The 17,310-nt window shown below is 64.3% G+C and carries 4 protein-coding genes; all 4 read left to right on the top strand.

Translation table 11 applies throughout. From position 1 onward, the window contains the following. Positions 1-55 precede the first annotated feature (55 nt). Positions 56-1,474, top strand: a complete 1,419-nt coding sequence (gene gspE, locus J4E63_RS20745) for a type II secretion system ATPase GspE (RefSeq protein WP_192261330.1) — start codon at positions 56-58, stop codon at positions 1,472-1,474. Continuing rightward, the gene (gene gspF / locus J4E63_RS20750; protein ID WP_060742025.1) at positions 1,474-2,685 is read left to right on the top strand and encodes a type II secretion system inner membrane protein GspF; all 1,212 of its coding nucleotides are present in this window, start codon (positions 1,474-1,476) and stop codon (positions 2,683-2,685) included. The genes gspE and gspF overlap by 1 nt, the downstream gene beginning before the upstream one ends. Before the next feature lie 509 nt (positions 2,686-3,194). Next, complete coding sequence (locus tag J4E63_RS20755; protein ID WP_103310410.1) at positions 3,195-4,364, top strand: substrate-binding domain-containing protein; 1,170 nt, start codon at positions 3,195-3,197, stop codon at positions 4,362-4,364. A 214-nt stretch (positions 4,365-4,578) separates the two neighbouring features. After that, positions 4,579-17,196 carry a filamentous hemagglutinin family protein gene (locus J4E63_RS20760; RefSeq protein ID WP_207283187.1) on the top strand — a complete coding sequence of 4,206 codons (12,618 nt, stop codon included), beginning with the start codon at positions 4,579-4,581 and terminating at the stop codon, positions 17,194-17,196. Positions 17,197-17,310 lie beyond the last annotated feature (114 nt).

Genomic DNA, 17,310 nt, shown 5'->3' on the forward strand with positions numbered 1-17,310 from the left:
GAGCAAGCTCGCTCCCACAGGGGATATATGTGTTTCTTGGGGCCGAGGTGTCGGCATGAACACCCTCCCATACGCCTGGGCCAAGGCCCAGCGCCTGGTGTTGAGCCAATCCGAAGAGGGGGCGGTGCTGATGGTGTGTCCGTCCACGCCGGGCTGGTCCATCAGTGAAGTACGTCGTCAGTTCGGCGAGGTGCGGCTGGAGCGGGTGCGCGACGAGGAGCTCGATGGGCTGCTCAACAGTGCCTATGCCGACACCGGCAGTGCCGCCGCAGTGGTGGGCGCGGCGGAAAACGAAGTCGACCTCGACCGGCTGATGCAGGACATCCCCGAGATCACCGACCTGCTGGACACCCAGGACGGCGCGCCGGTGATTCGCATGATCAATGCCTTGCTGACCCAGGCCGCACGGGATGAGGCCAGCGACATCCACATCGAACCCTACGAGAGCCATTCCGTGGTGCGCTATCGCGTCGACGGCACCCTGCGCGATGTGGTTTCGCCGCGCAAGGCCCTGCACGGTGCGCTGGTGTCGCGGATCAAGATCATGGCCCAGCTCGACATCGCCGAAAAACGCCTGCCCCAGGACGGCCGCATCGCCCTGCGCGTGGCCGGTCGGCCGATCGATATCCGCGTCTCGACGGTGCCCACCGGCCACGGCGAACGGGTGGTGATGCGGTTGCTGGACAAGCAGGCCGGCCGCCTGCAACTGGAAACGTTGGGGATGGACCCGGATGTACTGGGCAAGCTCGATCACCTGATCCGCCAGCCCCACGGCATCGTCCTGGTCACCGGCCCCACGGGCAGCGGCAAGACCACCAGCCTGTATGCCGCCCTGGCCCGGCTGGACGCCAGCGTCCACAACATCCTCACGGTGGAGGACCCGGTGGAATACGACCTGCCGGGCATCAGCCAGATCCAGGTCAACGCCAAGATCGACATGACCTTCGCCCTGGCGTTGCGGGCGATCCTGCGCCAGGACCCGGACATCATCATGATCGGCGAAATCCGCGACCTGGAAACCGCACAAATCGCCGTGCAGGCGTCCCTCACCGGTCACCTGGTGCTGGCGACGCTGCACACCAACGACGCGGTGTCGGCCATCAACCGCCTGATCGACATGGGCGTCGAGCCGTTCCTGCTGGCCTCGTCGATGCTCGGCGTGCTCGCCCAGCGACTGGTGCGCAGGTTGTGCCCGCAGTGCAAGCAGCCAGATCCCGCCACGCCCGGTACCTGGCGCCCGGTGGGTTGCCCGAGCTGTAACCAGACTGGCTACAGCGGGCGCACCGGGATCCATGAACTGTTCTGCATCGACGATGACATCCGCACGCTGATCCACCAGGGGGCAGGGGAGCAGGCACTGCGCGCCGCCGCTCGCCAGGCCGGCATGTTCAGCATGCGCGAGGATGGCGAGCGCTGGGTGCGCAGTGGCACCACGGCCCCTGAAGAAATCCTGCGCGTGACACGGGACGCCTGATGAATCGCTACCGTTTCGAGGCCGCCGACGCCCAGGGCAAGATCGAATCCGGACACTTGGAGGCCGACAGCCAGGGGGCGGCCTTCAACCTGTTGCGCAGTCGCGGGCTGACGGCATTGCAGGTGCAGGTCGAGCGCAACACGACACCGGCCAATGGCGGGGGCTTGTTCAGCGCCAAACTCTCGGACAACGACCTGGCCTGGGCCACTCGGCAACTGGCGAGCCTGCTGGGCGCGAGCCTGCCGTTGGAAGCCGCGTTGAGTGCCACGGTGGAACAGGCCGAGCGCAAGCACATCGCCCAGACCTTGAGCGCGGTGCGCGCCGATGTGCGCAGCGGCATGCGCCTGGCCGAAGCCCTGGCGGCACGCCCCCGGGATTTTCCGGAAATCTACCGGGCGTTGATTGCCGCCGGTGAAGAGTCCGGCGACCTGGCCCAGGTGATGGAGCGATTGGCGGACTACATCGAAGAGCGCAACAACCTGCGGGGCAAGATCCTCACGGCGTTCATCTACCCCGGGGTAGTGGGGCTGGTGTCGGTCGCCATCGTGATTTTCCTGCTCAGCTACGTGGTGCCCCAGGTGGTCAGTGCATTTTCCCAGGCCCGTCAGGACCTGCCCGCGCTGACCGTGGCGATGCTCACCGCCAGTGATTTCATTCGTGCCTGGGGCTGGTTGTGTTTTGGCGTGCTGGCCGGTGGGTTCTGGAGTTGGCGCATGTACTTGCGCAAACCGGCGGCGCGCTTGAACTGGCACGCGCGGGTGTTGCGCCTGCCGCTGATCGGGCGTTTCGTACTGGGCCTCAACACCGCGCGCTTTGCCTCCACCCTGGCGATTCTCGGCGGAGCCGGGGTGCCGTTGCTGCGAGCACTCGAAGCCGCCCGCCAGACCCTGTCCAACGACCGCCTGAGCCAGAGCGTCAGCGAGGCCACGGCCAAGGTCCGCGAAGGGGTCAACCTGGCGGCGGCGCTGCGGGTGGAAAAAGTCTTCCCGCCGGTGCTGATCCACTTGATCGCCAGCGGTGAGAAAACCGGCTGCCTGCCACCGATGCTCGAACGCGCCGCGCAAACCCTGTCCCGAGACATCGAACGCCGCGCCATGGGCATGACTGCGCTGCTGGAGCCGTTGATGATCGTGGTCATGGGCGGGGTGGTGTTGGTGATCGTCATGGCGGTGTTGTTGCCGATCATCGAGATCAACCAGTTGGTGCAATAGCCCACCGCGCAAAAACCGTGGCGAGAGAGCTTGCTCCCGCTGGGCTGCTTAGCAGACCTAAAACCTGACTTTCCAGTACAACAGACAGATCGCAATCAGCCTGTTTGGGGTCGCTTCGCAACCCAGCGGGAGCAAGCTCCCTCGCCACAAAAGCAGCCCGTTGTTTTGCAGTGATGCAACACCTCCCGAGCCTCGCCATCGCCAAACTCGGGTTCCTCGTTCTGTCATGTTTACGCGCCTGCCAACCGCCTGCCGCCACCTTCACGGTGAACCCTTGCCGCATCCCCGCAAGAACCAGCCGAACCCTCAGCCCAGAGCCCTCGAACACCCGAGAAAAAAGCCTAAAAAACAGCCCTCAGCTCCCGAGGTTTTTTCCTTTATCTGTCACCGGAAACTGCGAATTTCTAACCCATGGCCTCACCCCATCGCCACCGGCACAGGACCGAGCGCCATGACGGCAAGCACGCGTCACCCAACCTACGTACGAACACGATGAAAGGAGATTCTTCATGTTTAAGCGCAACGTTCTCGCGGTATCCCTGACCCTCGCCGGCCTCTGCGCCGCTCAGGCCGCCATGGCTGATGTCAATGGCGGTGGTGCTACCTTGCCTCAGCCGCTGTACCAGACTTCCGGCGTCCTGACTGCCGGTTTCGCCCCTTACATCGGCGTGGGCAGTGGTGCCGGCAAGTCGGCTTTCCTGACCAACGACTACACCAAGTTCGTGCCAGGCGACACCAGCGGCAAGAAAGTGCACTGGGCTGGTAGTGACTCCAAGCTGAGCGCCACCGAACTGAGCACCTACGTCAGCGCCCATGGTGCTGCCTGGGGTCCATTGATCCAGGTGCCATCGGTCGCCACCTCGGTTGCCATTCCGTTCAACAAGACCGGCACCGCCAACGTTGACCTGAGCGTCAACCAACTGTGCGGCGTGTTCTCCGGCCGTCTGACCGACTGGAGCCAGATCACCGGTTCGGGCCGTACCGGCGCGATCACGGTGGTCTACCGTGCAGAAAGCAGTGGCACCACCGAGCTGTTCACCCGCTTCCTGAACGCCAAGTGCGCTGAAACCGGCACCTTCGCCATCACCACCAACTTCGCCTCCAGCTACAGCGGCGGCCTGCCAGCCGGCGCCGTTTCCGCCACTGGCAGCCAGGCTGTGATGACTGCTGTGAACGCCGCCCAAGGCCGTATCAGCTACATGAGCCCGGACTACGCCGCTACCACCCTGGCCGGTCTGGACGACGCCACCAAGGTCGCCCGCGTTGCCGGTGTTTCCCCAGCCCCGGCCAACGTATCGGCCGCCATCGCCGCTGTCGCGGTACCTGCCGTCGCCAACCGTTCCAACCCGAACGCCTGGGTACCGGTGTTCGCCGCTACCACCAACCCAAGCGACCCTAGCGTCGTAGCCTACCCATCCACCGGCTACCCGATCCTGGGCTTCACCAACGTGATCTTCAGCCAGTGCTACGCGGATGCGACCCAGACCACTCAGGTTCGCAACTTCTTCAGCCGCCACTACGGTTCGTTGACCAACAACGACTCGGCCATCACCGCCAACCGTTTCGTGCCGCTGCCTTCGGCTTGGAAAACCGCTATTCGTGACTCTTTCGTCACGGCTTCCAGTGGTCTGAGCATCGGCAACACCAGCGTCTGCAACGCCATCGGTCGTCCGTTGTAAGCCCACGCTTGAGCGACCCGCAATACCCGGTCAGCAACGGTGAAAGCCGTTGCTGACTTTTTGCGTCATAGCCGTACCAACACAGCCACATGAAGTTTTCATGACATCCGTTCGGTCCCGAGCGGCTGTAACCGCCTAACCCCTATAACCAACGCTGGCAGCTGGATGGCACTGCGTTGCGCCCCCTTAGAGCGAACCCGAAAGGATGAGTAGGATGCTGCGCTGCAAACCCCAGACGAACCTGAATGCTTCACGTCGCGATGGCGAGTTGTCGATGTTGCGGCTCAAGCCGCTGGCCCAGGCCATTGCCCTGCTGATGGTGGCCGGCAATGCCCAGGCGGCGACGGCGTTCAGTTCGGCCTGGTTTGCCGCCAAGGGCGCGTCCCAGGCCGGTGGTACGGGGCGGCCCACGACCGCGCAGCCAGGCATGCCGCCGCCCTTGGCCCAACAGCAACGGGCCAATGCGCAGCTGCAGCGTTCATTGACCAACCTCAACAACACCGTGGCCGCCATCGCGGCCCAGCAGGCGGCCCAGGCTGCCGGGCGGCAAGCGGCGTTCGGGCAGGTGCAGGTCGTGCCCGACGGCTTGGGCGAGGGCGGGCTCAAGGTCGATAACAGCCTGACCCAGGGCTGGCTCAACGCCAAGGGACCGCAGCAGACCCAGGCCGGCGGCAAGACCACGGTGAAGATCGAGCAGATCGCCGACAAGGCGATTCTCAACTGGGAAACCTTCAACGTCGGGCGCAACACCACGGTGGATTTCCAGCAGCAGTCGGACTGGGCCGTGCTCAACCGAGTCAACGACCCCCAGGCGCGACCGAGCCAGATCCAGGGCCAGATCAAGGGCAATGGCACGGTGATGCTGGTCAACCGCAACGGCATCATTTTCAGCGGCAGCAGCCAGGTTAACGTGCGCAATCTGGCGGCGGTGGCGGCGAATATCAGCGATGAGCAATTCAGCCAGCGCGGCTTGTATGTCGATGCCACCGGCAGCCAGCCGACCTTCACCGATGCCGCCGGCAAGGTCGAAGTGCAACGCGGTGCGCAAATTGAAACCCTCCGCGCCGCCACTTCCACCGCAGGTGGTGGCTATGCCTTGCTGTTGGGCTCGGAAGTGGAGAACGCCGGTTCCATCATCACCGCCAAGGGCCAGACCACCCTCGCGGCTGGCGACAGTTTTTATATCCGTCGTGGCCAGGGCACCAGCGGCAACCTGCGTTCCACCACCCGTGGCAACGAGGTCGCGACGTCCCTCAAGCCCGGCAGCAGCGCCGGCACGGTGATCAACAGCGGCCTGATCCAGGCCAGCACCGGCGACATCACCCTCACCGGGCACAACGTGCAGCAGAACGGCGTGGCGGTGGCCAGCAGTTCGGTGGACACCCGCGGCACCGTGCACCTGCTCAACGCCGCGAGCGACAGCAGCGGCAGCGTGACCCTGGGGCAGGGCAGCGCCACGGCGGTGTTGCTCGATGCTGCCGGCGGCAGCGCCCTGGACAGTCAGCGCAATGCCGGACCGGCCAGCTTGGATGGCACGCCGAACAACCTGATCACCGGCCAGTTCAACAACCTCAGCAGCGTGGTGGACCGCAGCGACCAGTCCCGGGTCGAGATCGTCAGTGGCGGCAGCGTCGACTTCCAGAACGGTTCCATCACCCTGGCCACCGGCGGCCAGGTCGCGGTCAGCGCCGCCGGGCGCAGCCTGGTGCGCGATGGCGCGGTGATCGATGTGTCCGGCGCCATCGGCGTCAAGGTGGAGATGGAATCCAATTCCATCAAGGTCAACGTGCAGGGCAATGAACAGCGCGACGCCCCGGTCAACCGCGACGGCGGTAAACTGACCAACAACGATGTGTGGGTGGACGTGCGTGACTTGATCTACGTGCCGGCGGGCACTAACGGTTACGCCACCGATCGTTGGTACACGGCGGGTGGATTGTTGGAGGTCGGCGGTTACCTGGGCACCCGCGGCCACAGTGTCGGCGAATGGGCCGCACAAGGCGGTACCCTGACGTTCACCGGCAACGATGTGGTGACCCAGCAGGCGGCGCAGTTGAACCTGTCTGGCGGCACCTTGGATGTGCAGAGCGGCTACCTGCGTCAGTCCTGGCTCAAGGGCGCCGATGGGCGCTTGTATGAATTGTCCAAGGCACCGGGGGACATTCTCTATACCGGCATCTACAAAGGCTACGAAGACCACAGCCAGCGCTGGGGCCAGACCGATTACTACTACAATCCGCTGATCGCCCCGCGCGAACGTTTTGAGGCCGGCTACACCGTTGGCCGCGATGCCGGCAAGCTGGTGGTATCGACCCGCAACGCGGTGCTGGAAGGCCAGATCGTTGGCGAGGTCTACCAGGGTGAACGCCAGACCCAGGCGCCGAACCTCAACCTCGATGGTTACCAGCAATCGCAAAACGCCGTGGCCCGACGGGCTCAGTTGTGGGTAGGCAGCTACACACCGATCTACGACAAGACCAGTGGCGTGATCAATAGCGGCCTGAACCCCACCTTCGATCAGGTCACCGTCGGCAAGGTGACCGACAAGATTGCCGCGGGCCTGGACCTGACCTCGGCGGTCGGCAGCGACCGGCAAGGCAAGTTGGTGCTGGATAACACGCTGCTCAATGGCTTCCAGCTTGGCGCAGTCAAGGTGGCAGCGGCGCAAGGCATCAACGTCGATGGCACGCTCAAGGTGGCCGATGGCGGGGATATCACGCTTTATGCGCCGCAGGTGGAGGTGAACGCCGACCTGACCGCCCGTAGTGGGCGCATTGCCTTGGGTAACGTGCTTAAACAGGTCCGAACCGATAATTTCCAGATGGAAGACGTTGTGCTTTCGCCCGCCACCGGTCAGCGTGCCCCGGTCACGCTGGGCGAGGGCGTGACATTGAACACCGCTGGTCGGTGGAGCAACCTGCTACTCGACGGCAACGATCACCAGGGCCTGCCGTTCCTCAATGGCGGCGCTGTGTCTGTACGCAGCAGCGGCGACATCGATGTGCGCCAGGGCAGCCTGATCGACGTCAGCTCCGGTGCTGCGGTCATGGCCGATGGCAAGACCCGTGGCGGCAAGGGCGGTGACCTGACCCTGACCGCGAGTACCGGCACGTCGTCCAGTAACGGTGCCTTGAACCTGGGCGGCGAATTGCGCGGCACCGGCGTGAATGGTGGCGGGACCTTGAAACTGGCGGCCAACAAAGTGCTGATCGGCGACAGCGATTCGCCCCTCGAACCCGGCACCTTGCAACTGGGCGGTGACTTCTTCGACAAAGGCTTCTCGGCCTATGACATCACCGGTAACCAAGGCCTGACCGTGGCCGAAGGCACCCGCGTCGATGTGACGATGCCGGTGTACCGTTTCGGCGAGCAGGCGTTGAGCACCGGCAGCGGCGCAGAACCGGCCGATGCGTTGCAGCGCTGGACGCCGCAGCTGTACCAGGAAGATGCGATCAAAGGCGTCCTGACCCAGCGTCGCGGCGCAAGCCTGAGCCTCACTGCCGGTACCGCGAACTCCAGCGCGGCCGATATGGCCAGCACGGTGTTGAACCTGGGCAAGGGCAGCGTGATCAGCGTCGATCCGGGGCAGGGCATCGATGTGCGCAGCATCGGCCAGCTGACTGCCAACGGTACCCTCAACGCCTGGGGCGGGCGGGTCAGCCTCACCGGGTTGAGCGTCATCGGTGCGCAGGGTGAAGCCGTCAACGCCCAGGGCCACGGTCGTTCCATCTGGCTGGGCGAGCAAGCGCTGATCGACGTCTCCAGTCGGGCCGTGACCGCCCAGGATATGCGCGGTCAGACCTATGGCTTGGTACGTGATGGCGGGCAGATTGTCATCGGCGGCCAGATCGATGCCACAAAGGGTTCGGCTTCCGCATCCGAACTGTTTGTCGTGGTGCGCGACGGCGCGCGTCTGCAAGCGGATGGCAGCCAGGCCGTGCTGGATGTTCCCGGACAGGGACGCACGTCGGTGGCGAGCGATGGCGGCAGTATTTCCCTGGCGTCGGCCAATGGTTTGTACCTGGATGGCGATTTCAGCGCTCGTTCGGGGGGCACGGGGGCGGCAGGGGGCAGTTTGTCGGTGGCCCTGGAAACGCCGTATTACCGCAACGATGCGGTCAGTGACCGGGTGTTGCAAGTGCGTGAGCTGGTGCTCGGGCAAAACGCCCAAGCGACCCTGCCGGGCGACACGGCCGAAACCTCGGCGGATTCACTGGTTTACGGTCACGGCCGATTGGGTGTGGATCAGGTCCAGTCGGGTGGCTTCGACAGCCTGGCGCTGTTGAGCAACGGGCTGTTGAGCATCGATGGCGACGTGTCGCTGTCCCTTGGCCAAAGCCTGAGCCTGTATGCCCGCAGTTTTGTAACCAGTGCAGCCGCGCCAAATACCCGGGCTCAACTCAATGCTTCCCATGTACTGCTATCGGGCCCCGCAGCCAACCTTCCAAACAGGGATAGCTACGTCCGACCGGTGGTCGATGGCGGCGTATCGTTGCAGACGAACAAGGCCGTGTTTTCTGTCAACGCAGACCTGCTGGATGTGCAGGGTAACGTGACCTTCAGTAGCAAGGGTACCGTGCGACAGGCCGACGGCAGCACCGTCGAGTTGGAGCGCGCCGGTTTTGACCGGGTTCAGTTAAGCAGTCGGGGGGATGTTCGATTCCTGGCCGGGTTCTCGAACGATGGATTGCCTACAGGCTTTACCACCCAACTCCTGACGCCTTCGGACATGATGTTGCAAGCCGCTCAGCTGTATCCAGCGACGGGCGTTGGCGCCCGGGTTTTGGCAGGTTGGAGCATGACCGCGGAGGGAACACCGCAATATGATCCTTTGCGCAGCCTGGTCATCGGGCGAACGACCCAAACCACGTCCCAGGTGCCTTACTCGGCATTCGGGCGCTTGCAATTGGGTAGCGCAAGGATTGAACAGGGCGGAGTGGTACGGGCACCGCTGGGTTTGATTGAAATCGGCACCAATGGTGGTCCCGGGGAAGCCATCACCGATCGGATCAACCTGTTGCCGGGCAGCTTGACCTCGGTCAGTGGCCAGGGTCTGGTCATGCCGTATGGCGGCACTGTCGATGGTCAGAGTTACCAGTATGCCGGCAAGAAGGTTGTGCTGCTGGGACAAGGCGCGGTTCCTTCCGAAAACGGCGACATTAATATCGGCGTGATTCTGGGCGGCAAATCGGTGGAGGGCCAGGAAGGCTCGGTACTCGACCTTTCGGGTGGCGGTGACTTGCTCGGTGCTGGTTTCATCTCCGGCCGTGGCGGTTCCACCGATGCACGCTTCAACCCGTTGGTACAAATTGGCGCGAACGGCGGCTTCACCCTGCCGGGGCTGTCCACCAACCCGGTCTACGCTATCGTGCCGGGCAATCAGAGCCAGTATGCGCCGGTCGCCCCCGAAGGCGGCGCGGTGGATCCGCGAGTAGGCCAGCAAATTACCATTGGCGCCGGTGTGCCAGGGCTCGCCGCCGGTACCTATACCCTGATGCCGTCCACCTATGCGCTGATGCCAGGAGCGTTCCGAGTCGAGGTCAATGGCCTGGCGGGGCAAGGCCTCACAACGGGCGCGCAACAGATGCGCAACGGCTCCTGGACCACCGCTGGCGTGCTCTCGGTTGCCAATACCGGGCAGCGCGACAGTTTGTCCAGCCAGGTCATCCTGACGTCGGGGGATGTGCTGCGTCGCTACTCGCAATATAACGAAACCAGCTACGCCCAGTTTGCCGTGGCCGATGCCGCTCGCCTGGGCGTGCCTCGGGCCGTCTTGCCGGTCGATGCCAAGACCTTGAAGTTGAGCCTGTCGCCTGGCGCGGGAGATCAGGCGTTTTCCTTCAAGGGCATCGGCAAGTTCGCGCCTCAAACGGGGGGGTATGGTGGTACTGTCGCTGTGACTGCTATCGCGAATAAGGCGTTGGAGGTGGTAGCCGAGGGAAGTGGGGCGACGGCCGGCTTCGAAGGCGTGACCCTCAATGCCGAGAGCCTGAATGCGTTGAATGCCTCGCGCCAAGTGATCGGTGGCCAGTTTTCAGTGATCTATGGACAAGGCGGCAATTACATCAGCCCGCAGAAGGTGTCGAGCAGCGTGATCTTGCGCGAAGGCGCGACCTTGGCTGCTCCCGAAGTATTCCTTCTGTCCAGTGGCGGGGAAGTGCTGGTGGAGCAAGGCGCCGCCATCAATACCATTGGCCGGGGCAAGGCCGCCTATGACGCCCGTGATGGTTTTATCTATAACCTGAGCGGGAAATCGCTCAACTACAGCATGCTGGCGGCCTCCAACGGTTTGCTCAATGTGCTTGCGCCCGAGTCGGGTTCCAACGGTTCCATAAACATCGGCGGTTGCAGCCTGATAGCGTGCAGTGGCGTCACACGGATTCATTCCGAGGGCAGTATCGTCGCTGCTTCGGGCGGCAGCGTGGCCCTGAGTGACCAAGTGCGCTACGGCACCCGTCACCTGACCCTGGCCCTGAGTAATATCAACGTCGGCACCGCCCAGGCACTCAGCGATGCGGCGATGCGCCAGGTCTTGCCAGGGGGGCTGACCCTGAGCCAGACCGTGCTTGATCGCCTGTTGCGTGGCGACACCGAATATGGCGCACCGGCCCTGGAAACCCTAGAGCTGTCGGCCCGCGAGGCGTTGAATTTCTACGCAACCGTCAGCCTCGACACGTATGACCCGGTCACCGGCAAATCGCGCCTGAGCAACCTGATGCTCAGCACCCCGGCCATCTATGGTGCCGGCAACGCCAATGACGTGGCGACCATCCGCACCGCCAACCTGATCTGGAACGGTGCCGTCGGCGCGCCGGGTTCGGTGATTGCCGGTGGGGCGGGCACCGGTGCCGGTCGCCTGGACATCCAGGCCCAACGGATCGAGTTCGGTTACGGTGCCTTCGCCCAGCCCAGCTCGATCACCACCCTGGACCGCCTGGCGCTGGGATTCGCCAACGTCAACCTCAGCGCCAGCGAGCGACTGACCGCCAACCACAAAGGCAGCCTGGCGGTGTATCAGAACCAGGGGGCCTATGACGCGAAAACGGGCTACGCCTACAGCGGCGGCAACCTGAACATCCTTACCCCGTTGCTCACCGGTGAGGCCGGTTCGGTCAACCACATCACGGCGGGCGGGGCGGTCAATGTAGCAGGCACGACCGCTAAGCCGGGCACTGTCTCCGGGCTTGGGGGCGAGTTATCCCTCAAGGGCCAGAGCCTCAACCTGGCCAGTGCCGTGGTGCTGCCCAGCGGCAAGCTCACCCTCAGCGCGACGGATGACCTGACCCTCGCCGACGAAGCGTTGATCGATGTAGCCGGTCGCGCGATCACCTTCAACGATGTCACGCGCTACAGCGCCGGTGGCGAGGTGATCCTGCAAAGCCGCAACGGCAACATCCACCAGGCCGGTGGGTCGAGCATCGACCTCTCGGCTCGCAATAATCAGGCTGGCCGGCTCAGTGCGGTGGCGTTGGACGAGGCGGCCGGGCTGGTCGACCTGCAAGGACGAATCCTCGGCAGCAGCAGTGGCGAATACGACGCCGGCGGCACCGCCATGCCTTACCTGGCCGGCGGCGTGGAAATCCAGGCCCAGCGCCTGGGCGGCACCGGCAGCCTCAGCGAGCAGTTCGCGGCGTTGAACCAACGCCTGAACGATGGGCAGGTCTACGGCTCCCGTGGCTTCCAGCTCAAGCAGGGCGACCTGGTGATCGGCAACGAACTCAAGGCCTCGACCATCAGTGTGTCGGTCGACAACGGAAACCTGTTGGTCAATGGCAAGGTAGACGCCAGCGGCGAACGGGCCGGCAGCATCCGGCTCGCTGCCGGGCGCTCTCTGACCCTGGGTAGCAACGCGGTGCTCGATGCCCACGGCAATCGCCTGCGTGTAGACAGCTACGGCAAGATCATCGACTCACCGAACCGCGCCATGGTCGACCTGACCTCCCGGGGCGGCGTGCTGACATTGGCCGACGGTGCGCGCATCGATCTGCGTCATGGCACCGCGGCGCCTGCGGGGCAGCATGATGGTCGCGCTCGCGGCACCCTGGAGCTCAATGCCCGGCGCGCCGGCCCGGATGCCACCCACGGTGACATTGCCATCGACGCCAGCGGCAACCTGGATATCCAGGGCGCACGGTCCATCGCCGTCAATGGTATGTGGCAATACAACGACGCAGCCTTTGGCAGCGATCCGGCGGCCAGTGGCCGTCCTTATCAGGTCATCGACCAGGCCTACCTGGATGGCAAGCATCAGGACAGCCTCGCCTTCATCAACGCGGCGCTGGCCAACAGCGATTTGATGCAACGCAAACTCGCTGGTCTGAACAACGCCCGTTATGCCGATGCGTTCCACCTGCGGCCCGGCGTCGAGATCGTCAGTGCGACGGCCGACGGTGACCTGGTGGTGCAGGGGGATCTGGACCTGTCCGGTTATCGCTACGCCAGTGTCAACCCGCACACCCGGCAAACCGCCGTGTACGGTTCCGGCGAGGCCGGCGCGCTGACCCTGCGCGCCGGGGGCGACCTGAGCATCTACGGCAGCATCAACGACGGATTCGCTCCGCCGCCCGCCACTCAGGATGACAAAGGCTGGGTGTTGCTGCCCGGCATCGATTTCACCGGTGGCGACATCGTTGTCCCCGGTGCCGGCGTGACCCTGGCCGACGGTACGGCGTTCCCGGCGGGAACCACGCTCAACTACGACTTACCCATCAAAAACGTGACCCTGGCGGCCGGCACCCGGTTGCCAGTGGCGACGATCCTGGAGCAACCCTTGGAACTGCCGGCCGGCACGGTATTGGCGGCGGCGGTGCACGACGCCTCCGGCAACCTGCTGTTTGCCGCGGGCACTTTGCTGAGCCGGGCCCAGACCCTCGAAGCCGGCTCGCAGTTGGGCGCTGGCAGCGTGTTGAGCGGCGCCGCCGCATTGCTCGGTTTCACCTGGCCCAAGGGCGTGGCGCTGCCCAATGTGGCCAATGCGGGCAATGTCCAGAGCAATATCCTCAGGCTGGACGGCAGCCTGGCGCTGAACCGTGGTTCGCTGATCCCCTCGGGCACCGATGTGAAGTTGCCGGATGGCGTCGAGTCGATCCAGCTACGTCCGGAAGTCGCTGGCAGCCAGGGGCGGATGTGGGCCGTCGCGCCGATGCTCGCCGAGGGTTCGCAATCCTGGTCGTTGCGGTTGGTGGCCGGGGCCGATACGACGGCGGCGGACAGCCGGATCGTCCAGCCCGATCCGGTACAAGGCGACTTGCGTCTTGCCGATAGTCACTACGGCATGTTTGGCAAATCCGTGCCGGCCAAGGGCACCTATCAGTGGACTCAACTAGGGGTCGATGAGCTGGCGGGCGCGGGATTCACGGTAGAGCTTGGCCAAACCGTTGACCTGGACATCGTGAGCAATTTTGGCTACGACTCGGTTGACGCCTTCTGTGCGGATTTCGCCGGTATTTGCGCGCTTCAAGCTTCTTACAGATGGACCAAGGCCGCGGAGGAGGAATTGGCAGGTTCCGGCTTTGAGGTCAAGGCCGGCGAGCTGATCAGCCAGGCCGCTGCGCAGTTTTTCCAGTTCGATTCGGTTCAGTCACTCTGCGACGCGGCGCCGAGTGTCTGTGCCCCCGCAGACGTGGAGTATGAAGCGGTTGCCGGCAGTGTCCGTCCGAGCGTCATCCGCACCGGTACCGGGGACCTGGAACTGCTCAGCGGTGGCAGCCTGCGCATGGATTCGTTGTTCGGCATCTACACCGCTGGCACCTCGTCAGTGCCGACGTTCCCGGGCGATCCCTACAACCAGCCCAAGGCCCTGGGCGCCAACGGCAAGGTGCTCAACGACGAGGATGGCAGCAACGAAAAGCTGGTCGATGGCGGCACTGAAAGTCTCTATCGCGCCTGGTATCCGGACGCGGGCGGCAATCTGTTGCTCAAGGTCGGCGGCGACCTCCGCGGTAACCTGACCGCGCCTGCAGCAACCCCGAACGGACGACCGAATCCCGCCGACATTGGCCAGGACTCGGCCAATGTGGGCAATTGGCTCTGGCGCCAGGGCAATGGTGATTCAGTGAGCAGCCAGCCGACCGCCTGGTGGATCAACTTCGGTAGTTATACCGCGTCGACGGTATCGGGTGGCGCTGATCAAATGGCCGCCTTCACCGGGTTCGGAACTTTGGGGGGCGGTGATCTGGATGTACAGGTGAAGGGTGACGCGGGCGTGTTGAACCGGCTCGCCGGTGGCGACTTCAACTCAAACATCAGCCCTCGTAGCCAGGGGCTGCTGTTGGCGGTGGGCAGCACCGGACGTGTGGGCGCTGATGGCAGCCTGCAATTGACCGGCGGTGGTGACCTGAGGCTGCGGGTGGGGGGCGTTCTGAATTCCGATAGCCGGCTCACGGACGGGCGTCTCAGTGGCGCAGTGATCAATCTGCGTGGGCATGCGCAGCTCGACAGCAGCGCGATCGGGCGAATCGACCTGCGCTACGGTAATCAGGGCACGGACCAGTCCCCGGGGGAAACGCGGGCTTACGATTCCTTCCGCTCCACACGCGGCCAGGCAACCGGTGGCTTGACCCTGATGCCAGGCGACGCCACGTTCAATCTTTCGACCCTGGGCGACCTGGTGGTGCAGGAGGTCGTAGACCCGGGGAGAGCGCCGATAATGAGCGTTTCGCCCTTCAAGAATGGCGAGATCAATGGGGCGGGTGTGAGCTGGTTTACGCTGTGGACGGCCAATACGGCAGTGGACCTTTGGTCGTCGGGGGGCAATATGACGCCCCTGGTGTCAGAAATCGAGACCGACCTGTCGGTGGTCTATCCCTCCATCCTGCGGGCTGTGGCCGCCAGTGGCAGTCTTTATTATGGCCAGGCCAAGGTTTTTGGTACCGCAGGCTACGATGGCAGTTATCGCAGGGCGCTGCTACTCGCACCCGGTATCAACAGCGAGCTGCAGTTCCTGGCCGGCGACTCCATCTATGGCGGCGACCTGACGGTCAGTCGTTCCGGGGCCTCGTCTGCGGCCATGGCCACCCCGCTGCGGCCGGCTTTCATGGGGCTTGTCAATGGAAGTGTGGTGGTCAGTAACCTCTCTGCCGATGCCAATAGTGTCTCCATAGGCGCGAATACATTGCCGTTGTTTGCTTTTGACAGCAGCAGCGCTGCCGACGAATGGGCGACCAACACCGATCCTGCCCGTTTCTATGCGCTCAAGGGCGACTTGCTGGCCGTCAATAGCGGGCGGGCGATGACGTTCACCACCCCGAGTGACAGCCGATTCGGCCAGACCTATTACGAAGGAACCGGGTCGGTGTGGATGATGGCCGGACGGGACATCGTCAGCAGCGGCATCCCGCTGAGTGGCGGCAGGGGCGGTGAGTCGGTCACGGGGGAGTACACCAGCACCGGCAACCTCTTCATCCACAACAACCCCACCGACATCTCCATTGTCTCGGCCGGGCGCGACATCCTCTACAGCAACTTCAACGTCGCCGGTCCCGGCCTGCTGGAGATTACCGCCGGGCGCAACATCCTGATGGACGACAAGGTCAGCATCACCAGCCTCGGCGCCGTGGTGCCGGGAGATTCGCGCCCTGGCGCGAGCCTGGTGCTGCAAGCTGGCGCGGGTCTCAACGGCGCGGATTACGAGCGCTTCGTCAAGGCGTACCTGGACCCGGCGAACCAGGCCTTGGCCGGTGTGCCCCTGGCGAACCAGGACGGCAAGGTCGCCAAGACCTATGAAACCGAATTGGTGGATTGGCTGGAGAAGCGCTTCGGCTTCAGCGGTGACAGCGAACAGGCCCGCAGCTACTTCGCGGCGTTGCCGGCCGAGCAGCAGCGGGTGTTTGCCCGCGACGTGTACTTCGCCGAGCTCAAGGCCGGTGGTCGTGAGTACAACGAAGTCGGCGGCGTGCGCCAGGGCAGCTACCTGCGGGGCCGGGAGGCTATCGACCTGCTGTTCCCAGCCAAGGACGTGGCGGGCAATCCGATCACCTACAAGGGCGACATCACGATGTTCGGCGGGGCGGGGGTGCACACCGATTTCGGCGGCAGTATCCAGATGCTGACCCCGGGCGGCGGCCAGACGTTTGGCATTGAGGGCAATGCGCCGCCGTCCACCGCCGGGGTGATCACCCAGGGTGAGGGCGATATCCAGTTGTATGCGCAGAACAGCATCCTGCTGGGGCAGAGCCGGATCATGACCACCTTTGGCGGTTCGATCCTCGGCTGGTCGGCCCAGGGCGATATCAACGCCGGCCGGGGTTCGAAGACCACCGTGGTGTACACACCGCCCAAGCGCTTGTACGACACCTGGGGCAACGTGACGCTGTCGCCTTCGGTGCCGAGCACCGGTGCCGGTATCGCCACCCTCAACCCCATTGCCGAAGTGGCGCCGGGGGATATCGACCTGATCGCGCCGCTGGGCACCATTGATGCGGGCGAGGCGGGGATCCGGGTGTCGGGCAACGTCAACATCGCGGCGTTGACCGTGGTGAACGCGGCCAACATCCAGACCCAGGGCAAGTCCACCGGCGTGCCGCTGTCGGCCTCGGTGAACACCGGGGCCATCACCTCGGCCAGTTCGGCGGCGTCTTCGGCGACGCAGGCGGCTGAAGACGTGGCCCGTCAGCAACAGAACGCGGCGCGGCAGAACCAGGCGTCGGTGTTCACGGTGCAGGTGGTGAGTTTTGGCTCCGAGCAACTGGCCCCGTCACGCGACGGCGCCAACCGTGACGCGCCTCGCGCCTACGACCCGGCCAGCCCGGTGCAGGTACTGGGCGCGGGGCCTTTGGACGAGCAGAACCGCCAGCGGCTGACCGAGGAGGAGCGGGGGCGGTTGAGTTTGTAGGGGATTGAGCAGCAGTGTGAGGTGGGCTGTGCTGGCCTCATCGCGAGCAAGCTCGCTCCCACAGGGATCTGGGGTGTTCATGAGCTTTTGCCTGCACCGCAGAGCCCATTGTGG

It is taken from the genome of Pseudomonas sp. FW300-N2F2 (assembly GCF_017351655.1).
GTDB classification, from domain to species: Bacteria; Pseudomonadota; Gammaproteobacteria; order Pseudomonadales; family Pseudomonadaceae; genus Aquipseudomonas; species Aquipseudomonas fluorescens_AA.

What these genes read in the sequence shown, in the direction of transcription:
- gspE (WP_192261330.1), top strand. Translation starts at nt 56, where the DNA reads ATGAACACCCTCCCATACGCCTGGGCCAAGGCCCAGCGCCTGGTGTTG.
- gspF (WP_060742025.1), top strand. Translation starts at nt 1,474, where the DNA reads ATGAATCGCTACCGTTTCGAGGCCGCCGACGCCCAGGGCAAGATCGAA.
- J4E63_RS20755 (WP_103310410.1), top strand. Translation starts at nt 3,195, where the DNA reads ATGTTTAAGCGCAACGTTCTCGCGGTATCCCTGACCCTCGCCGGCCTC.
- J4E63_RS20760 (WP_207283187.1), top strand. Translation starts at nt 4,579, where the DNA reads ATGCTGCGCTGCAAACCCCAGACGAACCTGAATGCTTCACGTCGCGAT.